Source organism: Dolichospermum lemmermannii CS-548, assembly GCF_028330815.1.
Classification (GTDB): domain Bacteria; phylum Cyanobacteriota; class Cyanobacteriia; order Cyanobacteriales; family Nostocaceae; genus Dolichospermum; species Dolichospermum lemmermannii.
Map to the genome: position 1 here is coordinate 1 of NZ_JAQMTJ010000269.1, position 19,536 is coordinate 19,536.

Annotated in this window: 24 protein-coding genes; 17 read left to right on the forward strand and 7 right to left on the reverse strand. The window is 37.4% G+C overall.

All coding sequences use genetic code 11. From position 1 onward, the window contains the following. The first annotated feature begins 400 nt into the window (after nt 1–400). The 3 genes from PN450_RS18400 to PN450_RS18410 all read left to right on the forward strand — a co-directional run bounded on the left by PN450_RS18400 (nt 401) and on the right by PN450_RS18410 (nt 2,486). A complete protein-coding gene (locus tag PN450_RS18400; RefSeq protein ID WP_271837152.1) occupies nt 401–592 on the forward strand; it encodes a hypothetical protein in 192 nt (63 codons plus the stop codon). Nucleotides 593–680: 88 nt separating this feature from the next. Further along, nucleotides 681–1,769, forward strand: coding sequence for an AI-2E family transporter (locus tag PN450_RS18405; protein ID WP_271837153.1), 1,089 nt, complete (start codon nt 681–683; stop codon nt 1,767–1,769). Between the two features lie 348 nt (nt 1,770–2,117). Continuing rightward, nucleotides 2,118–2,486: a 2TM domain-containing protein gene (locus PN450_RS18410; RefSeq protein WP_271837154.1), complete on the forward strand. Its 369-nt coding sequence runs from the start codon at nt 2,118–2,120 to the stop codon at nt 2,484–2,486. Nucleotides 2,487–2,572: 86 nt separating this feature from the next. Here PN450_RS18410 and PN450_RS18415 read toward each other — a convergent pair whose 3' ends face one another. The 6 genes from PN450_RS18415 to PN450_RS18440 form a co-directional block, all read right to left on the reverse strand. Further along, on the reverse strand, nt 2,573–4,177 hold the full coding sequence (locus PN450_RS18415; protein ID WP_271837155.1) for an NAD(P)H-quinone oxidoreductase subunit 4: 1,605 nt from the start codon (nt 4,175–4,177) through the stop codon (nt 2,573–2,575). A 258-nt stretch (nt 4,178–4,435) separates the two neighbouring features. Beyond that, complete coding sequence (locus PN450_RS18420; protein WP_213710952.1) at nt 4,436–4,948, reverse strand: hypothetical protein; 513 nt, start codon at nt 4,946–4,948, stop codon at nt 4,436–4,438. Between the two features lie 180 nt (nt 4,949–5,128). Further along, on the reverse strand, nt 5,129–5,365 hold the full coding sequence (locus PN450_RS18425) for a hypothetical protein (RefSeq protein WP_027402511.1): 237 nt from the start codon (nt 5,363–5,365) through the stop codon (nt 5,129–5,131). Next, nucleotides 5,362–5,556: a hypothetical protein gene (locus tag PN450_RS18430; RefSeq protein ID WP_271837156.1), complete on the reverse strand. Its 195-nt coding sequence runs from the start codon at nt 5,554–5,556 to the stop codon at nt 5,362–5,364. Before PN450_RS18430 ends, PN450_RS18425 begins: the two co-directional genes overlap by 4 nt. A 103-nt stretch (nt 5,557–5,659) precedes the next feature. Continuing rightward, nucleotides 5,660–6,580 carry a homoserine kinase gene (thrB, locus tag PN450_RS18435; protein ID WP_271837157.1) on the reverse strand — a complete coding sequence of 307 codons (921 nt, stop codon included), beginning with the start codon at nt 6,578–6,580 and terminating at the stop codon, nt 5,660–5,662. A gap of 180 nt (nt 6,581–6,760) precedes the next feature. After that, nucleotides 6,761–7,462 carry a rhomboid family intramembrane serine protease gene (locus PN450_RS18440; protein ID WP_271837159.1) on the reverse strand — a complete coding sequence of 234 codons (702 nt, stop codon included), beginning with the start codon at nt 7,460–7,462 and terminating at the stop codon, nt 6,761–6,763. Between the two features lie 119 nt (nt 7,463–7,581). Between PN450_RS18440 and PN450_RS18445 the strand changes: the two genes are divergently transcribed. The 8 genes from PN450_RS18445 (at nt 7,582) to PN450_RS18480 (ending at nt 14,299) form a co-directional block, all read left to right on the forward strand. After that, the gene (locus PN450_RS18445; RefSeq protein WP_271837160.1) at nt 7,582–9,651 is read left to right on the forward strand and encodes a serine/threonine-protein kinase; all 2,070 of its coding nucleotides are present in this window, start codon (nt 7,582–7,584) and stop codon (nt 9,649–9,651) included. Between the two features lie 126 nt (nt 9,652–9,777). Then, nucleotides 9,778–10,891 (forward strand): peptide chain release factor 2 gene (prfB, locus tag PN450_RS18450; protein ID WP_271837161.1). Its coding sequence is split into 2 segments (ribosomal slippage): nt 9,778–9,849 and nt 9,851–10,891, totalling 1,113 coding nucleotides; the frame shifts between segments, so codons are not numbered across the junction. 151 nt (nt 10,892–11,042) lie between these two features. Beyond that, nucleotides 11,043–11,198 (forward strand): DUF3285 domain-containing protein, encoded by a 156-nt coding sequence (locus tag PN450_RS18455; RefSeq protein ID WP_148764645.1) that lies wholly within the window; start codon nt 11,043–11,045, stop codon nt 11,196–11,198. A 13-nt stretch (nt 11,199–11,211) separates the two neighbouring features. Further along, nucleotides 11,212–11,712, forward strand: coding sequence for an rRNA maturation RNase YbeY (gene ybeY / locus PN450_RS18460; RefSeq protein ID WP_168633807.1), 501 nt, complete (start codon nt 11,212–11,214; stop codon nt 11,710–11,712). A 237-nt stretch (nt 11,713–11,949) separates the two neighbouring features. Next, nucleotides 11,950–12,336 carry a four helix bundle protein gene (locus PN450_RS18465; RefSeq protein WP_271837162.1) on the forward strand — a complete coding sequence of 129 codons (387 nt, stop codon included), beginning with the start codon at nt 11,950–11,952 and terminating at the stop codon, nt 12,334–12,336. Between the two features lie 65 nt (nt 12,337–12,401). Further along, nucleotides 12,402–12,857, forward strand: a complete 456-nt coding sequence (locus PN450_RS18470) for a diacylglycerol kinase family protein (protein ID WP_271823949.1) — start codon at nt 12,402–12,404, stop codon at nt 12,855–12,857. 74 nt (nt 12,858–12,931) lie between these two features. Then, nucleotides 12,932–13,519, forward strand: a complete 588-nt coding sequence (locus tag PN450_RS18475) for an anthranilate synthase component II (protein ID WP_015079091.1) — start codon at nt 12,932–12,934, stop codon at nt 13,517–13,519. A 12-nt stretch (nt 13,520–13,531) separates the two neighbouring features. Next, a complete protein-coding gene (locus PN450_RS18480; protein WP_271837163.1) occupies nt 13,532–14,299 on the forward strand; it encodes an MBL fold metallo-hydrolase in 768 nt (255 codons plus the stop codon). A 121-nt stretch (nt 14,300–14,420) separates the two neighbouring features. Here PN450_RS18480 and PN450_RS18485 read toward each other — a convergent pair whose 3' ends face one another. Continuing rightward, the gene (locus PN450_RS18485; RefSeq protein WP_271837164.1) at nt 14,421–15,668 is read right to left on the reverse strand and encodes an FG-GAP repeat domain-containing protein; all 1,248 of its coding nucleotides are present in this window, start codon (nt 15,666–15,668) and stop codon (nt 14,421–14,423) included. Between the two features lie 377 nt (nt 15,669–16,045). Between PN450_RS18485 and PN450_RS18490 the strand changes: the two genes are divergently transcribed. The 6 genes from PN450_RS18490 to PN450_RS18515 all read left to right on the forward strand — a co-directional run bounded on the left by PN450_RS18490 (nt 16,046) and on the right by PN450_RS18515 (nt 19,310). Further along, nucleotides 16,046–17,353, forward strand: coding sequence for an aminopeptidase P N-terminal domain-containing protein (locus tag PN450_RS18490; protein ID WP_271837165.1), 1,308 nt, complete (start codon nt 16,046–16,048; stop codon nt 17,351–17,353). 205 nt (nt 17,354–17,558) lie between these two features. Next, on the forward strand, nt 17,559–17,708 hold the full coding sequence (locus PN450_RS18495; RefSeq protein WP_271837166.1) for a hypothetical protein: 150 nt from the start codon (nt 17,559–17,561) through the stop codon (nt 17,706–17,708). Between the two features lie 48 nt (nt 17,709–17,756). Then, nucleotides 17,757–18,194 carry a DUF29 domain-containing protein gene (locus PN450_RS18500; protein WP_210422223.1) on the forward strand — a complete coding sequence of 146 codons (438 nt, stop codon included), beginning with the start codon at nt 17,757–17,759 and terminating at the stop codon, nt 18,192–18,194. A 79-nt stretch (nt 18,195–18,273) separates the two neighbouring features. After that, nucleotides 18,274–18,669: an STAS/SEC14 domain-containing protein gene (locus tag PN450_RS18505; RefSeq protein WP_271837167.1), complete on the forward strand. Its 396-nt coding sequence runs from the start codon at nt 18,274–18,276 to the stop codon at nt 18,667–18,669. Between the two features lie 40 nt (nt 18,670–18,709). Then, entirely contained in the window at nt 18,710–19,000 is a 291-nt protein-coding gene (locus PN450_RS18510; RefSeq protein ID WP_148764663.1) for a nucleotidyltransferase family protein, read from the forward strand. Beyond that, complete coding sequence (locus tag PN450_RS18515) at nt 18,990–19,310, forward strand: HepT-like ribonuclease domain-containing protein (RefSeq protein WP_271837168.1); 321 nt, start codon at nt 18,990–18,992, stop codon at nt 19,308–19,310. The genes PN450_RS18510 and PN450_RS18515 overlap by 11 nt, the downstream gene beginning before the upstream one ends. The last annotated feature ends 226 nt before the right edge of the window (nt 19,311–19,536 follow it).

The window sequence follows — 19,536 nt, forward strand, 5'->3', positions numbered from 1 at the left end:
TGAAAAGTTATGGTTGATGTATCAAATATTTTTTACCCCACCCTAACCCTCCCCTTGTAAAGGGGAGGGAACTGGATTTTTATTGTTTCCCCCCTTTACAAGGGGGGACTAAGGGGGGTAGCAATGTGATGAAAATTACGCAATACCACTTTTAAAACATCCTCTTATAGAAATTCGTGCTAGAGATGCTTCTATGATTACACCTTTTTTTCAACAGCTAAATTCACCTTTAACAAAAAAGGAAAATAATGCCATAAAAATCTTGCCCGCGTGAGCGAGACACTCACACTACAGTCCATCATTTTTATCTTGACAAACTACTAGGAACGAGATAAAGATTTATTATTTTCAGTTATTATTTGGTATATACCCTATAAAATTATGTGTTCCCCGCACTGTTATGGAAAATCAATTGGGATTTTTGCTGAAGCTGCTATTACTTTCGACTTTGCTATCGGTATTAATTAAATATGCTGCTCCGTTTTTAGGGATTCCAGCAACGGTGACAAATGTGTTAATTATGGTTTTGTTACCAACTATAATTATGGTAACTGTTCTACTGTGGCGAATACCAAGACAAAAGCAAAATTAACAAAAAAAATATAGTCCGTGTTGCTAAAATCAGCTAATCTAACTGCATTGTCATCAAAAGGCATTTTACCAAGCTGGGAGTCTTGCTTGTGAATCTTGGTCAATGGATAGGCTTAATTGCTTTAGTTATATCTTTATACATATTGTGGCAACTTAGGGACGTTTTGCTGCTAATATTTGCGGCGGTTGTTTTAGCGACGACTTTAAATCGTCTCGCGCGACGCTTTCAAAGTTTAGGAATAAAACGAGGATTATCAGTTTTATTAGCTGTAGGGATTTTCTTTGCGGGTGTTGTCTGTTTTTTCTGGTTAATTGTCCCCCCTTTTATCCAGCAATTTCATGAACTCACTTATCGAGTTCCCCAAGGATTTGGGCGGTTTAATAGTTGGATTGATGTCCAAAGAACTCATATTCCTGTACAATTATTACCTTATATACCGGATCTAAATAGTTTAATTGAACAAGCTCAACCGCTATTTAATCGCCTATTAGGTAACTCTTTTGCTTTTGTTTCTGGATCTTTAGAAGTTGTTCTCAAAATTTTATTAGTCCTGGTTTTAACAGGAATGTTTTTAGTTAATCCTGATGCTTATCAAAAAGTATTTGTTCGCATATTTCCCTCTTTTTATCGGCGACGGGTGATGGGAATTTTAGAACAGTGCGAAGTTTCTTTAGAAGGATGGGTGACTGGTGCTTCTATTGGAGTTTTTGTAGTTGGGTTGATGAGTTTGGTGGGCTTATCAATCTTAGGGGTGAAGGCTGCATTGGCTTTGGGGGTGTTAGCGGGATTTATGAATTTAATTCCTAATTTGGGTCCGACTATGAGTGTAGTACCGGCAATGGCGATCGCTCTTTTGGATAATCCCTGGAAAGCTGTTGCTGTTTTTGTTCTCTACTTTTTTATTCAACAGGCTGAGAGCAATTTTATCACACCTGTAGTTATGGCACATCAAGTATCTTTACTACCAGCAGTTACTTTAATTTCTCAGTTATTTTTTGTGACATTTTTTGGATTTTTAGGATTATTTTTAGCACTTCCTTTAACGGTTGTTGTCAGAATTTGGGTGCAAGAAATATTGGTTAAAGACGTGTTAGATAAATGGGGTAATTATGCAGAAGATAATACCGAATTAGTGATAGTGGAGAAGTATTCAGATATCAATGATGAAGTGGAATAGTTTAGGAGGGTACTTTTGTATAAATAAATTCATAAATACATTTACTTCTGATCAGATTTTCAATTTTTGAATATTTTATACTTGTTAAAAGTATAAATAAAATTATAATTGTAGTATTATAAACTTCATTTTTTCTCAGAAATAGCTTAAAAAACACTATCTAAGGAATGATTTATTTTTTAATTTTAATTTCATCTATATTTGTGCTGTTAATTACGACATCAATTATTTTTCAGATATAAAATGTGTTTCTACGCAATTCGTAGGCACATATATTTTTAATGATTGTGTAGCTACCGTTTCAAAAGTAACTCTCAAAAGTATTTTTTACCATTTTAGGTATTGATAATGACTTACAACTCAGAGGAAATGCAGCAGATTCTTGAAGTAGCTTTTAGACGAAAGCAACAGGGAGAATATACAAGAGAACAAATTATAGAAATAGCCTCAGAATTAGGTGTTTCTTCAGAGTCGCTACAAGCTGCGGAACAAGAATGGTTAAAAAATAATATAGAAGTGAAACAAGAGCAAATGTCTAATAGTCAACAACGGAAAGGTTTCAAATCACACCTATTTGCTTTTCTGGCAATTAATGGTTTTTTAGTGCTGTTAAATCTGGTGGTAAGTCCTGGATATTTTTGGGCAATTTATCCCATATTAGGATGGGGATTAGGTTTATTATTGCATGGAATGAAGGTTTATATCAGTAATACCTAAAAGAGATCCCCGGCCTCTTCAAGAAGTCGGGGATCTTATCCCCTTTTAATTTAAGATTTACTACAGCGTCTTTTTGGGCTTGATAATTACTCAACTATATTCACTATTTCAGAATTAGCTAATGTTGGTGCGGTGAAAATTTGCGAGTACAAATTTGTAGGTTGTTGACGAGCGATAATTGGTAAGACTTGACGAGCATGAGCCGCAACTTCCACTGTTTTCACATCATAAGCTTGTGTGATCATCTTAGGATAAAAACCAATACCAATGATGGGAATTAACAAGCAAGCGGTGATAAACAATTCACGAGGCTTAATATCAAGAACTACAGCATCTAAATGTAAGTCTTGATGTTGATTACCGTAGAAAACTTGACGCAACATGGAAAGCAAATAAATGGGTGTCAAAATCACGCCAACTGCTGATAGAAAGACGACTACAATTTTGAAGCTGGAACTGTAAACATCGCTAGTAGCAAAACCTAAGAACACCATCAATTCACCGACAAAACCACTCATACCGGGTAAAGCCAGAGAAGCCATTGAACCTATAGTAAAGAGAGCGAAAGTTCTGGGCATTACTTTAGCTATACCGCCCATTTTATCCATTACTAAGGTGTGGGTACGTTCGTAAGTTACACCAGAAAGGAAGAATAAACTAGCAGCAATTAAACCGTGAGAAACCATTTGTAATACAGCACCGCTAATCCCGATTTCTGTATAAGATGCAATGCCAATTAACACAAACCCCATGTGGGCAATTGAAGAGTAGGCCAAACGGCGTTTGAGATTGGTTTGAGCAAAGGCACAACAAGCGCCGTAAACAATATTAACTACACCTAAAATCGCTAAAACTGGCGCAAAGGCAACATGAGCATCAGTTAACATCTCTACGTTGAAGCGAATTAGGGCATAACCACCCATCTTTAACAAGACACCGGCTAACATCATTGAACCGGGTGCAGATGCTTCACCATGAGCATCAGGCAACCATGTATGTAACGGGAAAATTGGTAGTTTGACACCGTAAGCGATTAAGAAACCTGCATATAGTGCTAGTTCTAAAGCTTTGGGATATTCTTTCATTCCCAATTCGGTCATGTTGAAGGTGAAGTTATCACCATAGAAAGCCATTGCAAAACCAGCTACCAGTATAAATATAGAGGCTGCGGCGGTATAGATAATAAATTTAGTAGCTGCATAACGGCGGTTTGCGCCTCCCCAGATGGCAATTAGTAAGTAAACGGGTACTAACTCTACTTCCCACATCAAGAAGAACATTAACAAGTCCTGGGAGAGGAATACACCTAACTGAGCGCTGTACATAATCAACATCAACGCATAAAATAAACGCGGCTTGGTGGTTACTTTCCAAGCCGCGAATACTGCGAGTGTGTTAATGAAGCCCGTTAGAAGTATCAGGGGCATTGATAAACCATCAATGCCTAGCGACCAGTTCAAGCCAAGTTGGGGTATCCAAGGATAGCTTTCTGTCATTTGCAGGGCTGAACTTTGAAAGTCATAACTCTGCCACAGGGCAAAAGTCATGAATGCAAAGTCTAATAGTGCCACTCCCAAGCCGTACCAGCGGACGGTTTTACCCTCTTTGTCGGGAATGATGGGAATTGCGAGGGCTGCCACTAAAGGCAGGAAGATTATGGCTGATAACCAAGGAATTTCTATGGCATTCATCACTGTTGACAATATGTTTTTGGTTTTGCTTTTGTTTACATTATATTAAGGAATCGTTACGTCTGTAAACGATTTCTTATGAAGATTTCCAATTTGGAGGACAGATAGTCATAAATACTTACTAAATTATGCCGCGAGTCCATTCTAAATGTAAATTTTTGCAACGTCAACAAAAAAACAGCGACTAATATCGCTGTCTTTAGTTATAATGAACAGCTTGAGGATAAATTGAATTTTTATCAAAGTTATCTCTGTTTCTTAGACAATACGGTTGACAATCATCCATACTTCTCCATCTGATCTTACGAAAGGGACAGAAATGGTCTTAAAGCCTGTGATGAAAGGTTTGTAGTAAACTTGCCAATACATGGGACTAAGTTCATCAGCGCAGGTTTTTAGCAGTTTAATTTCTTTAGCTAGTTCTAATGCTAGTTCGTTAACTCGTTCGGCATGAATTTGAGCAATTTTTTTGGCTTCTTCTAGCTGTTCTTGTTGTTGGGAGATGCGGATAGACATGGGCAAATACCGATTGAGATGGGCTTTTCTTTGTTGTATTTGCTTTTCTAGGTAATATAGGGCATCGTCTATGCCTTTAAGTTCGGCGGATAGTTGGACGTTTTCTCTGGCTTGACGACGGTAAGCTGCAACTATGGCTAGGGGTGAGTCGTTTTCGCCCGATTCTACATGATGATTAGTCAGTGCAGCGCGTTCTTGTTGGAGTGCTTGAATTTGAGATTTCAGTGCTGCTATTTCTGACTGGATTTTTTCCATATATTTATGATGAGTAGTTGGTAATTGGTAATAAAAAACCAATCTAAAATTTACAATATACTACAGCACTTCCCGGTGTTATGAGGTACATATCTAGCGGGCAAGATGCCCGCACTACAAGAGTTTCATGATTCAACTTTGTACCTCATAAGAGCGGAAACCGCTGTAATCCTTCAACTTTCAATCATCTGGTCTATCTTCGGTAAATTGATCAATTGCCTCTACCATGCCTTCTGAATAGGGTTCAAGGACTGTGGAACAAGCATAAAGATCAGCAAGTGCTTGGGAAAATTCTTCGGAATTGGGGTCAGTATTTTTGATGGCTTGAATTGCTTGAATTGCCTTTTCTAGCTGAGGTTGATATTCATTCAGAAATATTTCTAATCGTTCATAAGGATTTTTATAGAGTGATATCATTTACTTAATCTCCTTTCTAGTTTCGCAATATTTTGGCGACAATTTACCACTGTTTTCTCCCAATGGGCAATTAAACCTTGATCTTGTCCTTCTGTTGGTTTTTCCTTTTCCTTGGCAATTTTTTCTAGATGTTCTTCTAAGGCTTGATGTTGTCCTTTTAGTTTTTTGCGGGTTTCCTGATTTTTACCCATAATTCTAATTTTAGTCTTCTCCTGACTAATTTAATTGTTATAGTGCGATCGCCAAGCAATTCAGAGAAATCGCTATTTTTTATGCAGATTTCTCTAAATTAGATTAAGTATGAACTATACTTGTCCCTTGCCGATCTAAGGTAAGCGATCGCACAATTGAGTTCAGACCCATTGCAGTCCAGGCATTTGCCATTGCTGTTTCTACGGATTTGGCATAACTTATATCTACTAAAGCCAAAAGTGTGGGGCCTGCACCACTAATTACCATGCCATAAGCACCAGCAGCCACAGCAGCCGCATTCACAGTATCATAACCAGGAATTAAAGCTTGGCGATAAGGTTGATGTAATTTATCTTGCAAGGCGGCTATTAACCATTCTTCTCGATTAGTTGCTAAACCGCGCAACAATAAACCCAAATGAGAAATATTGAAAATTGCATCAGCACGACTGACTTCTGTGGGGACAACCTTTCGCGCTTCTGAGGTTGATAACTCAAAATCAGGAATTGCTACGACTGCAACTATATCTCGATGCCAGAGAATATCACAAATTTCCCAACCTTTTTTGCTGGTAGCAGCCAGACGACAACCACCTAATAACGCTGGTACTACATTATCAGGATGTCCTTCCATGGCGATCGCTAATTCCATTACCTGTAACTCAGACAACGGTGAACCAGCCAACTCATTGGCAGCAACTAACCCCCCAACAATAGCAGTCGCAGAACTACCCAAACCTCGTGCTAAAGGTACACCCAAATTAATTTCTATTTTCACCACTGGTGGTGTTTTTTCTATATATTGGTATAACTTGACAAACGCCTGATATAAAAGATTACTCTCATCAGTTTGTACCTTTGCGGCTTCCGAACCAGAGACTTGAATAATTAACTCACCTGCATCAAGAATAGTAAACTTAAATTCGTTATACAGCTTTAAAGCTGCACCTATACAATCAAACCCTGGTCCCAAATTCGCCGTCGTCGCGGGAACTTTAACAGTAATGCTAGAAACTACAGACATTGAAGTTAATTTAAAATTCCAATATGAACTACCCCATTTTACTTCCTTATACCAAATTAAGATATGGAATAAGATATCAAGAATTATTAAACGCAGATGAACGCAAATAAACGCAGATAAATTCGGATGAATTGATGGATTGGATGATTCTGTGCAGCTTCACATAAAAATCACAATAACCTAAAGTCTTTGTCTAATTTTCATAAAAGCCGCACCCGTCACTAAAGCCGCAAATTGTCCCCAATAACTCACACTAGAGAAGGAACTACCACCCGTCATATTTAAACTCCCTATGCCATAAAATGACTGCTGGATAAACCACCAAAATAAATATAAAATAGCTGGAACTTCCACAGGGATATACAAAACCAATAAAGTCAAAACCGAATATATTTTTGCCTGGGGAAACTTGATCAGATATGCACCTAAAATAGATGCAATAGCTCCATTAGCACCGATAATTGGTATTGTTAAATCGGAGGATAAAATAATTTGAACTATGCCACAAAAAAAGCCAGCAGTTAAATAAAGTAGTAAATATTGTTTATGTCCTAAAATACTTTCCACCGTTTTTCCAAATACCCACAAAAACAGCATATTTCCTAAGATTTGGCTAAAACTGCCATGGAGAAACAGGGATACAGGTAAAGAAAGTAGCCGCCAAAATACAATTACCCAAGCCGCAGAATTGTAAAAAAAAGCGTTAGCAATTGAGATATTTATTTGAGATGGAATAATTCCCCAATTATTAATTAAATTTCCTAATTCATTACTCCACTCTAATTTTATTTCCCAGAGAAATATGACTACATTAATGCCAATCAACCAATAATTAATAATAGGCTTTTGCCAACTGCGAATATTATCATCTATAGGAATCATCTTGATTTTAACATTTGAATTACTAATTTTTAACTACTAATTAATATTTTTTCCCATCTCCTCATTTTTGTGTGGCAAGATTATCATAATGTAACACAATATTCAAATAGGCTCAGGAAATGCTAGGAAACACCCTTGTAGGCAGATACCAAATCACCAATTACCTGGGAGGTGGCGGATTTGGTGAAACTTATGTTGCTAATGATACTCAATTACCAGGCTCACCCCAGTGTGTAGTCAAGAAACTCAAACCTCAATCTACTGATATTACCACTTTAGAAATAGCTCGGAGGTTATTTGACACAGAAGCCCAAGTTTTATATAAATTAGGAAATCATGATCGCATTCCGCAACTTTTAGCCTACTTTGAAGAAAATGCCGAATTTTATCTGGTTCAGGAACTAATTATTGGTAATGATCTCAGTCAAGAATTCAAACCTGGTGTCATCTTTACTCAAAATCAGGTAATGTCTTTATTACAAGAAATTTTAGAAATTTTGGATTTTGTCCATCAACAAAAGGTAATTCATCGTGATGTCAATCCTCGGAATATTCTCAGACGAGAACAAGATAATAAATTAATTTTAATTGATTTTGGTGCAGTCAAACAAATTACGACAAAATTAGTAAATTCTCCAGACATTACCAAATCTACTGTTGCTATTGGTACACCCGGTTATACTCCTGGAGAACAAGCACAAGGAACACCAAAATTTAGCAGTGATATCTATGCTTTGGGAATTATTGCTATTCAAGCTTTAACAGGATTATCACCAGATCAATTAGAGAAAGATGTCGAAACTAATGAAATTATTTGGCAAAATTTCGCCACTGTATCTCCAGAATTTGCCCAATTTTTAAATCAAATGATCTGTTATGATTTTCGCCAACGTTATGCTTCAGCAACAATAGCATTACAAGCTTTGCAAGAATTAAATAAAAATACATCGGGAACAATAATTATTTCCCCTGCTACTTTACCAAATCAAGTGAAAAATCCCCAAAAGACAAAAGGTATATTCTGGAAATTGCTATTAGGAATATTCATTTTAGGTATTGGTAGTTTCGGCGCAATATTTATGCTCAATCGCCTGAATAGTAAAAACGCTATAGAATTATATAATCAGGGTAATACTCTCATTCAATTACAACGCTATCAAGAAGCTTTAGCAACTTACGAAAAAGCCATAGATATCAAACCTGATTATCCTCAAGCTTTATATGGACAAGGTAAAGCATTATTTCAATTAAAGAAATACCAAGAATCTTTAATAGCTTATGATCAAGCCATTCAAATTCAACCCAATTATTTAGAAGCTTGGACTAATCGAGGTTTTGTTTTAGTCAGACTCAAACGTTATTCAGAAGCAATTGCCACTGTAGATAAAGCTTTACAACTAAAAAATGATGAACCCCAAGTTTGGCAACTTAAAGGTGATATTTTTATAAAAATTAGCCAATATAATGATGCAATTAAAGCTTATGAACAAGCAATTAATTTCCAAGCTGATAATCCTGAATTATGGTACAAAAAAGGATTAGCATTCCAAAATCTTAAACAATATGAAGAAGCAATTACAGCTTACAAAAAAACTGTAGAATTAAAACCTGATCATGAATCAGCTTGGTACAATTTAGGTAATTGCTTGGTTAATTTAAATCGTTATGAATTTGCTTTACAAGCTTATGATCAAGCCGTGCAGTATAATCAAAATAACTCCGCAGCTTGGTTATCAAGAAGTAATATATTAATGACATTACGTAGATACCCAGAAGCAATTGATTCCTTTACCCAAGTAATTAAAACCAATCCTCAACAATATCAAGCTTGGTATAATCGAGGTTGGGCATTACATCAAGTTAAACGCTATGGAGAAGCAATAGAATCTTATAAAAAAGCTATTAGTTTAAAAAGCAATGATTATTTAGTATGGTATAATTTAGGGAATACACAATATAACTTACAAAAATATCAAGAAGCGATCGCATCCTATAATAAAGCTATTCGCTATAAACCCAATCATTATGAAAGTTGGTACAGTAAAGGTAACGCTTGGTTAAATTTGCAACAATACCAACAAGCGATCGCCTCCTACGACAAAGCCATAGAATATAAACCAGACTACCAACAAGCCATACAAGCTCGCACAAAAGCCCAAAATACTCCAAAATTCCCCATCAACTTCTGATCCCTGATTTCGGATAAAATGATTCCATTCCGAAAACTCCTTCTCTTTGCCCCTCTGCGCCTCTGCGTGTTAGCGAAGCGGGGCGAAGCCTGAAAAAATTATCTTAATTAATCAGCAACACCACTTATGGACGTATTAGAACTAAAACGCGAAATCGAAACATTGTCTAGCCGCCTGGGTAAAACCCAGGACTATCTTTGACGTACCCGCACTCAAAGCCAAAATTCACGACTTAGAACAAATATCCGCCCAAACAGAATTTTGGGAAGACCAAACCCAGGCACAAAACACCCTGCAAGAACTCAATGATCTAAAATCCCATTTAGATCAATATTACAAATGGCACGCCAACTTAGACGATACCAGAGTAGTAGTTGAGCTATTAGAACTAGAAACCGACACAGCACTATTGCAAGAAGCGGAATCTACCATTAGCAAACTCAATCATGACCTAGACCAATGGGAACTACAACAACTCCTTTCCGGCACTTACGACGATAAAGGCGCAGTCCTGACAATTAACGCCGGTGCTGGTGGCACAGACGCACAAGACTGGGCATTTATGCTCATGCGGATGTATACCCGGTGGGCAGAAGATCATAGTTATAAAGTCACCCTAGCCGAAGAATCAAAAGGTGAAGAAGCGGGAATCAAATCAGTCACCCTAGAAATCACCGGACGCTATGCCTATGGTTACTTACGTTCCGAAATGGGGACTCACCGTCTCGTGAGAATTTCCCCCTTCAACGCTAACGGCAAACGGCAAACCAGCTTTGCCGGCATCGAAGTCATGCCGCAAATAGATAACACCGTCAAATTAGACATACCAGAGAAAGATTTAGACATTAGCACCACCCGTTCTGGCGGTAAAGGTGGGCAAAACGTCAACAAAGTAGAAACCGCAGTCCGCATAGTTCACCTTCCCACCGGTCTAGCAGTCCGGTGTACAGAAGAACGTTCCCAACTGCAAAACAAAGAAAAAGCGCTCGCCCGTCTCAAAGCCAAACTATTAATCATTGCCAAAGAACAACGCGCCCAAGAAATTGCCGAAATTCGCGGTGATATGGTCGAAGCTTCCTGGGGTAATCAAATCCGTAACTATGTATTTCACCCTTACCAAATGGTGAAAGACCTGCGGACAAACATCGAAACCACAGCCATTACCGATGTCATGAATGGAGAACTTGATATGTTCATTCAGGCTTATCTCAGACAAGAAAACCAGATAGTTGACGCATAATCAAAAATGAAGGGAGAAATTTTCTCCTTTCTTCCTTTCTTCCTTTGCGTCTTTGCTCCTTTGCGTCTTTGCGCGAAACAAAATTAAGAAGTGTAACTCCCATTCCTCCACAATCGGTTACAGTGATAAAAGAATTGATGATCAATTAATTATGGACAAAACCCCAGATTCAGAACCCCAACCTAGCTACGTCAAACTCGCCATGCGAAACATGGTCAGAAAAGGCGGCACTTCCCTCAAACACTTTGCCTTAACTGCTGTAGGACTATTATCTGTCCTCGTGGGTTTAGCATATCTTACCCGCTAAGAGAGGAAAACTCGTGTCTCTACAGGTAGAGTTATATTTAGAAAATTGCTTTGATGACTCTTCCCCAATTCCTTCCGCAACTTGGGAAAATTGGTTTGAGCAATGGTTAGAAATTCTTGAAGATTATTTACCAACTGCACCTAGTTACGAAGTCAGTTTGCGGTTGACAACCGATACAGAAATTCAAACTCTCAATTCCCAATATCGTCAACAGGATAAACCCACAGATGTCTTAGCCTTTGCATCTCTAGAAGCCGATTTACCACAAAGCGAAGAAATGCTGGTTTCTATGCCTTTGTATTTAGGTGATATAATTGTCTCTATAGACACGGCACAACGTCAGGCAGAACAGCAGGAACATAGCTTATCTACAGAGTTGGCTTGGTTAACGGCGCATGGTTTACTACACTTGTTAGGTTGGGATCATCCTGACGAAGAGAGTTTGATGGAAATGTTAACCGAACAAGTTGTATTACTGAAGAAAATAGGTATTATTATTAACTTAGAGTCGTAAATGTATGGTGACAATTGCGAATTTTGGTAATAACTTTATAGTTGAGATATTTAAAATAGCCTATAATGCCCTCACAGTTGATCTAGGTGGGGGAGGTAGAGGGAGTAGGGAAGGTAGAGGGAGTAGGGGAGGTAGAGGGAGTAGGGGAGGTAGAGGGAGTAGGGAGTGAAGAGTAAAAGAGTAAAGGAGGTGAGAAAGAAGATGATTGGTAACTTAGACGAATCAAACTCAATATCAATGGTTAAATTTTATAGAGATTTGGGAATTTATCAAATTGCTTTTGAAGCAGCAATGAAAATTTTTGAGTTATCAAAAAGATTTCCTGTTGAAGAAAGATATTCTCTAACAGATCAAATTCGTCGTTCTTCTCGTTCTGTTTGTGCGAATATGGCAGAAGCTTGGCGGAAACGTCGTTATGAGGCTGCTTTTGTTGCTAAATTAAATGATTGTGAGGCTGAATCTGCTGAAACTCAAACATGGATAGAATTTACAGTTAAGTGTAATTATTTAGATATTGAAACAGGACGTAAACTTTATGGTAATTATAATCAAGTTTTATCTGGTTTAGTGACTATGATCAATAACCCATCACGCTGGTTAATGAATCATAAAAACCATAAATAAACACCATAAATATTAATCTTCCCCAACTCCCCCACTCCCCCCGCATCCCCCACATTCTTCTCTCTATGTCCCCAAAAGTTTCGTCATCACCAACCAATAATAGCTTACCAACGCTTGTGTCCAAAGATAGGGAACTTTCCTGGCAAATTGCCTCTAATTTATTTGTTAGTTTTAAGTATGCTTGGGCTGGAATTACTTACGCTTTTCAGACCCAACGGAATTTTCGGATTCATGTAGCCGTCTGCGCTTTAGCGATTGGTTTAAGTGTATTTTTACGGTTAGAGACAATGAAAGTATCCATAATTGCTGTTACCAGCGGTTTAGTTTTAACCTTAGAGTTAGTCAATACTGCTATTGAGTCAATTGTAGATTTAACGGTAAAACAGTCTTATCATGAGTTGGCCAAAGTTGCTAAAGACTGCGCTGCTGGTGCTGTACTTGTCTCAGCTTTAGTCGCATTATTGGTTGCCTCTACACTAATATTGCCTCCTTTAGCAACATTAATTCTGTCTACTTTCTAAATGGTAGATTGTGAATAGTAGAGACGTTTTCAGGGAACATCTTTGATATTTTTAAATGAAATTAGGTAAAAATTGTGATATTAGTCATTGATAATTACGATAGTTTTACGTATAACTTAGTACAATATCTGGGAGAATTAGCAGTAGATTTCCCAGTTGCTAATGACCTGCAAGTGGTGCGAAACGATAAGATTACTATAGATGAGATTAGGACATTAAACCCCGATGCAGTGGTGATTTCCCCTGGTCCTGGTCGTCCAGATGATGCGGGAGTTTCCCTGAATGCGATCGCCCAATTAGGAGATAAACTCCCAATTCTAGGCGTGTGCTTAGGACATCAAAGTATTGGCCAGGTTTTCGGAGGTAAAATTGTTTCCGCCCCAGAATTGATGCACGGAAAAACCTCTTTGGTATCGCACACAGGCATAGGAATTTTTCAAGGTTTAGAAAATCCTTTAACCGCTACCAGATATCATAGTTTAGTTATTGAGCGCGAAACTTGCCCAGAAGTATTGGAAATTACGGCTTGGGTAGAAGATGGCACAATTATGGGCGTGAGACACCGGAACTATCCTCACATTCAAGGAGTCCAATTTCATCCAGAGAGTGTCCTAACTGCTTTGGGTAAGGAATTACTGAGAAATTTTCTGCGAACTTTGTAAAGCGAGTATTTTATGAAACGACGACAATTGATAGGCTATACTGGGGCGGGTTTAGTGACGGCTGTAGTGACTAATTTGGTTGATCCAGTTCCAGTAAATGCTCAATCTAGTGGTGTATCAATTCAGTGGTTAGGACATACTTGCTTTTTATTAACCAATGGTAATGTCAAAATTCTCATCAATCCCTTTACTACTTTAGGCTGTACAGCTAAATATCGTCCCCCAAAAGTTGCATCAGATTTGGTATTAATTAGTAGTCAATTGTTGGATGAAGGGGCAATAGACAAAATACCAGGAAATCCCAAATTAGTTTATCAGCCCGGTGTCTATGAGTTTCGCGGCGTTAAGTTTCAGGGAATTACCACAGACCATGATCGTAATAGTGGAAAACGATTTGGGAAAAATGTGGCTTGGAAATTGAACCAAGGGGGAATTAATCTGCTGCACTTAGGGGGTTCTGCTGCACCGATTACCCTAGAACAAAAAATCCTCATGGGTCGCCCCGACGTGCTATTTATACCAGTGGGAGGAAGTGCTAAAGCTTATAATCCCGAAGAAGCAAAGCAAACTATTAAAGTCTTAAATCCTAAGTTAGTCATTCCCACCCATTACCGCACTCAAGCCGCTGATGCTAAAGAGTGTGATATTACCCCAGTAGATGATTTTCTGACTTTGATGCAGGGTGTTAATGTTCGCCGGAGTAATAATGATTCTGTAGCGATTAATTCTAAGAGTTTGCCGGAAAATACGGAAATTCAGGTTTTGACTTATAAGTTTTGATATCAATTCTAACCCGCTACTAAAAAGCGATCGCTATCTTTGATTTCTAGGAAAGCGATCGCTGAATATAAGTTCAGAAAGTCTTAATAAATTGATAATAGACCAATTACCAATTACCAAATCAACCTGTATACCATTCTGGAGTCAGCTTATCTGCATCAGAAACAGGAGTTTCAGTCGCTAAAGTTCCATTCATAGTCCAGATTTTATCTGCGGATGTTTGTTGATCTCTCCAGTAAATATCAGTCTTACCATCACCATTGAAATCACCTAAAGATGCTGTCAAACCAGGAGTATTGCTAGGTAAGAAAGCTTCAGAACTTACCGTTGTACCATCCATCAACCAAGCAGTATTTGCCCCACTAGCCGCATTGTGCCAGAAGATGTCAGTTTTACCGTCGCCATTGAAATCGCCAATTCTTGCAGTCCAATCTGTACCCAATGTGCTGACAGTACCTTCAGTCACAAAAACGCCATTCATTGTCCAAATCTTATTCTCGCCTGTAGCGGTATTGCGCCACAGAACGTCAGTTTTGAAGTCGCCGTTAAAATCACCAAGAGTAGAAGTCCAGGAAGCATCTTGAGATTGAAGATCATACTTGGTGGCTTGGCTGCCATCCATAAACCAAGCGGTATTTGCACCTGTGGTAGGATTGCGCCAGAAGATGTCACTCTTACCATTACCATCAAAATCAACAATGGTTGCAGTCAATCCTGGTGCTGTAGTTTCTAAAACAGTTGCACTAACTACTGTTGTTCCATCCATTTGCCAAATAGCATTTTCACCAGTAGTGGCATTGTTCCAGAAAATGTCAGTTTTGCGATCGCCATTGAAATCGCCAATACTAGCAGTAAAACCTGGATCAACTCGATCTAAAGCTAGGAAACTAGAGACTTTTGCACCATTCATTAGCACAATTACATTTTCACCAGTTGCTTTATTGCGTAATAAGAAATCAGTCTTATTATCGCTATTAAAATCAGCAGTTTTATAGTCCCAGGTATTTAAGTCATATTTACCCAAAGAAGCTTGTTCTAAAACTTGTGTTCCGTTCATCAAGCGAACTAAAATTTCACCAGTTTGAGCATTTACCCAAAGTTTATCTGTTTTACCATCACCATTAAAATCAGGAACAAGGGCTGCACTGGTTAAATAAGGATTAGGATTGGGGTTAGCACTGCCTCCAATTGGCAATGTAGGTAATGGATTTGTTGGTACTAATGGATCTGCTAATGGAGAAACAGAAGAACTGCTACTCATAGGAGTATTCAGCGATGTTGTTAATTCTTCTGATTTTTGGAGAGATACTAATCCAGAATTTTCTAGGTTGCTTGAATATAATCCTGACTGACTTACTTCTTGAAACATGATGTGTTTTTATGATTAATTAATATCCATTTTTAATTTGATTTTCATGAAGATTCTGTAAACGACAAACATTTGATTAATTATTTTTATTGAATGTCATTATTTATAGACATTTTCATAATGTTCATCAACACTAACTTTTACTTTTGAAAGTAATATCTAAACAATCAAAAAAAATATTTTATTTTCTGTTTATCAATGTCATCATTTAAAAATGAAATCCTGTTTTCTTGACAATCTCATTCTTAAAAGTCCTCATGGATTGTCAAGGAAATTAAAAATTAGTTAAAATAACTAAAATTAACAATTTTCCTGACAACATTTATCAGTAGTCTATAATTGTTAAAGCCAAAAACAACACTATCAATAAATCAACTATGCAAACAGAATATCGGCAACGTCGTGAGCAGTTAATGGCGAAAATAGGCAGTGGTACAGCGATTTTTAGAAGTGCGCCGACGGCAGTAATGCATAACGATGTCGAGTATATTTATCGTCAAGATAGTGATTTCTTTTACTTAACTGGCTTTAACGAAGCCCAAGCAGTCGCAGTATTAGCACCACATCATCCAGAACATCGGTTTATCTTATTTGTCCAACCCAAAGACCGAGAAAAGGAAGTTTGGAGTGGTTATCGTTGTGGAATAGACGCAGCTAAGGAATTTTATGGTGCAGATGTAGCTTACCCCATTGCGGAGTTAGATGAAAAGTTACCCCAATATTTAGAAAGAGCCAATTGTATCTATTATCATTTAGGACGCGATCGCAATTTCAACGACAAAATTCTCCAACATTATCAAAACCTACTCCGAACCTATCCCAAACGTGGTACAGGCCCCACATCCATTGCTGACCCTGGTACTGTCCTCAACGATATGAGGTTATATAAAAGCAAAACAGAATTAGACCTAATGCGTCAAGCCGTAGAAATTGCCGTAGAAGCTCATAATCATGCTTTAAAAACCACCGCACCAGGACGTTATGAATATGAAATCCAAGCCGAAATAGAACATATTTTCCGTTTACGGGGGGGAATGGGACCAGCCTATCCTTCCATTGTCGCATCAGGTACAAATGCTTGCGTACTGCATTACATCGAAAACAACTGTCAAATGCAAGCCAATGACTTACTCTTGATTGATGCAGGTTGCGCTTATGGTTATTACAACTCTGATATTACCCGGACTTTTCCCGTTAGTGGTAAATTCACACCAGAACAAAAAGCATTATATGAAATTGTATTAGCAGCACAAAAACAAGCAATAGCAGAAGTAAAGCCGGGTAATTCCTTCCATGCACCTCATAATGCAGCCGTGCGGATATTAACAGAAGGATTAGTCGAACTAGGTTTACTCAAAGGAGAAATTGATAAATTAATAGAAGAAGAAAAATATAAACCCTTTTATATGCACCGTACCAGTCATTGGTTAGGTTTAGATGTTCATGATGTGGGAGTTTATCAACATGGAGAAAACCCCCAAACCTTACAACCTGGCCAAGTGCTAACCATAGAACCAGGACTTTATATTGTACCGGATACCAAACCCGCAGAATATCAACCAGAAATTGACCCCCGTTGGGTAGGAATTGGGATTCGTATTGAAGATGATGTCTTAGTTACCGCAGATGGAAATGAGGTTTTAACAGCGGGAGTTCCCAAGGAAATAAAGGATTTAGAAAAATAGTGGCAAAGTATTTTGTAGGGTGGGCAATGCCCACCAAATCATGATTGAGAAGTATAATTAATGATGTGATAGTTATTGGTTTGATGATGATCGTAAAAACTTCTATGTAAATGGTCAACTTCGGGGTCATTGTGAAGAAAGAAAAATTTACACTGGCAATTTTTATTCTACTTTTAACACATACAAAGGTCGTTTAGGAACAGACATGAATATTTATGATTCCTATGATGTCAAAGTTGGTTATCTGGATAGTTGTGGGAACGTGCATAAAAATGATGGAACAATGGTTCTTTCAGGTGAAAATCATAGCGGTTTGGCAAATGTAAGTTATTATTTGTTAGATTTGTTAGGATAAAGGTAAAATAACATTCAAAGAACTAACAAAAAATAGATGAGGAATATTATGGAAGTTTCTCTTTATGAGCGTGACTTTTTACTGTGGACAACAGATATAGTTAATAAACTCAAGTCCAAAGATTTTGACCACCTAGATTTAGAAAATTTAATTGAGGAAATTGAGACTTTGGGAAGATCAGAAAAAAAAGAACTTAAAAGCCGACTTTTGGTTCTGCTAGAACATTTACTCAAAAGATTGTACGTTAATTCACCAGATAATTATCGGGGTTGGGAAATAACAATTAATGAACAACGACGACAATTAGAATTAGAACTTGAAGATTCTCCAAGTTTGAAAAATATCTGGGATGAATCTTTTAATACAGCTTGGAGACTAGCAATTAAAGGAGTTCGTAAAGATTATCCACAAGTTACATTTCCCGATGTATGTCCATATTCTTCTGACATAGATTCTATGTTAGATTGTGATTTTTGGAAACAATAAACAATCAAACATTATTTGGCGATTTACAGTCGCTATAATCAATATATCGAAAAGTACAATCTGCAGTATTAGAAACATCATGAATACTATTAAAATCGAAGTCTCACCATTAGATTTACTTCAAGCTATCCAGCAATTAAGTCAACCAGAACTAGATCAATTTATCGAGACACTGCTGCAATTTAAAGCTCAAAAAATTGCTCCTAATTTATCAAAACAGGAATCTGAATTATTACTCAAAATCAATCAAGATTTGCCTCTAGAATTACAACATCAATATCAAATATTGATAGAAAAACGCCATCAAGAAACCTTAACGGAATCAGAATATGAACAACTTTTAGAATTAACTGAACAAGTAGAAAAATATCAAGCTCAACGCATGGAATATTTAACTCAATTAGCTCAAATTAGACAAGTTTCTCTTACCACCTTAATTACACAAATGGGAGTTAAATCAATTAACAATGACTGATAATAAACTCAATGCTCAAATTAATGAGGATGAATAAATTATGAACCGTGAAGAAGTATTACAAATTCTCAGAACACATCAACAAGAATTACAAAATTTAGGAGTAAAATCCCTGGAATTATTTGGTTCTGTTGCTCGTAATGAAGCTCGTTCTGATAGTGATGTGGATTTATTAGCAGAATTATCGGAATCAATGAGTTTATTTCAGTTTATTGAAGCTAAACTCTATATTCAAGATTTATTAAAATGTCCGGTAGATATGGGAACAAAAGATGCTTTACGCGAACATTTGCGCCAACCAATTTTAGAGGATATTGTCTATGTCTTCTAGAAATTGGCTGGTTCGTATTCAGGATATTATTGACTCCACCTGTACAATTAGGGACTGTGCAGCAGGACTGACATTTGAAACATTTTGCGAAAATAAGGTTATCGTCAAAGCCGTGCTTTATGACTACATGATTATTGGTGAAGCCTCTAAACATATTCCTGAAGATATAAAGAAACGTTACCCGGAAATTCCTTGGCGATTAATGGGTGATATGCGAAATGTTGTTACCCATGAATATTTTCAGGTTAGGCTCAAATTAATATGGCAAGGAATTAATAATGATATTCCTTTACTAATCGAACAATTATAAAATTTACTCGAAAAAGAATCTCAATCATCAGAATAAATAACTACAAAAAAAGAGTTTATCCATGAGTATTCTGGACTTAAGCAAAACCTACTTCAAATACTGTCATTGCGACGTAAGGAAGCAATCTCAAACCCCTACGTTTCGTTAAAATGCGTAAGTCCTAAAATAGTGGCAAACAATGTAGAGATGTTCCATGTAACGTCTCTACAAGGGTTATGGAAAACAT

Bases quoted from the DNA above. Each gene is read 5' to 3' on its own strand.
- PN450_RS18400 (WP_271837152.1), top strand. From the start codon at position 401: ATGGAAAATCAATTGGGATTTTTGCTGAAGCTGCTATTACTTTCGACT.
- PN450_RS18410 (WP_271837154.1), top strand. From the start codon at position 2,118: ATGACTTACAACTCAGAGGAAATGCAGCAGATTCTTGAAGTAGCTTTT.
- PN450_RS18415 (WP_271837155.1), bottom strand. From the start codon at position 4,177: ATGAATGCCATAGAAATTCCTTGGTTATCAGCCATAATCTTCCTGCCT.
- PN450_RS18420 (WP_213710952.1), bottom strand. From the start codon at position 4,948: ATGGAAAAAATCCAGTCAGAAATAGCAGCACTGAAATCTCAAATTCAA.
- PN450_RS18425 (WP_027402511.1), bottom strand. From the start codon at position 5,365: ATGATATCACTCTATAAAAATCCTTATGAACGATTAGAAATATTTCTG.
- PN450_RS18430 (WP_271837156.1), bottom strand. From the start codon at position 5,556: ATGGGTAAAAATCAGGAAACCCGCAAAAAACTAAAAGGACAACATCAA.
- thrB (WP_271837157.1), bottom strand. From the start codon at position 6,580: ATGTCTGTAGTTTCTAGCATTACTGTTAAAGTTCCCGCGACGACGGCG.
- PN450_RS18440 (WP_271837159.1), bottom strand. From the start codon at position 7,462: ATGATTCCTATAGATGATAATATTCGCAGTTGGCAAAAGCCTATTATT.
- PN450_RS18445 (WP_271837160.1), top strand. From the start codon at position 7,582: ATGCTAGGAAACACCCTTGTAGGCAGATACCAAATCACCAATTACCTG.
- PN450_RS18455 (WP_148764645.1), top strand. From the start codon at position 11,043: ATGGACAAAACCCCAGATTCAGAACCCCAACCTAGCTACGTCAAACTC.
- PN450_RS18465 (WP_271837162.1), top strand. From the start codon at position 11,950: ATGGTTAAATTTTATAGAGATTTGGGAATTTATCAAATTGCTTTTGAA.
- PN450_RS18470 (WP_271823949.1), top strand. From the start codon at position 12,402: ATGTCCCCAAAAGTTTCGTCATCACCAACCAATAATAGCTTACCAACG.
- PN450_RS18480 (WP_271837163.1), top strand. From the start codon at position 13,532: ATGAAACGACGACAATTGATAGGCTATACTGGGGCGGGTTTAGTGACG.
- PN450_RS18485 (WP_271837164.1), bottom strand. From the start codon at position 15,668: ATGTTTCAAGAAGTAAGTCAGTCAGGATTATATTCAAGCAACCTAGAA.
- PN450_RS18490 (WP_271837165.1), top strand. From the start codon at position 16,046: ATGCAAACAGAATATCGGCAACGTCGTGAGCAGTTAATGGCGAAAATA.
- PN450_RS18495 (WP_271837166.1), top strand. From the start codon at position 17,559: ATGAATATTTATGATTCCTATGATGTCAAAGTTGGTTATCTGGATAGT.
- PN450_RS18500 (WP_210422223.1), top strand. From the start codon at position 17,757: ATGGAAGTTTCTCTTTATGAGCGTGACTTTTTACTGTGGACAACAGAT.
- PN450_RS18505 (WP_271837167.1), top strand. From the start codon at position 18,274: ATGAATACTATTAAAATCGAAGTCTCACCATTAGATTTACTTCAAGCT.
- PN450_RS18510 (WP_148764663.1), top strand. From the start codon at position 18,710: ATGAACCGTGAAGAAGTATTACAAATTCTCAGAACACATCAACAAGAA.
- PN450_RS18515 (WP_271837168.1), top strand. From the start codon at position 18,990: ATGTCTTCTAGAAATTGGCTGGTTCGTATTCAGGATATTATTGACTCC.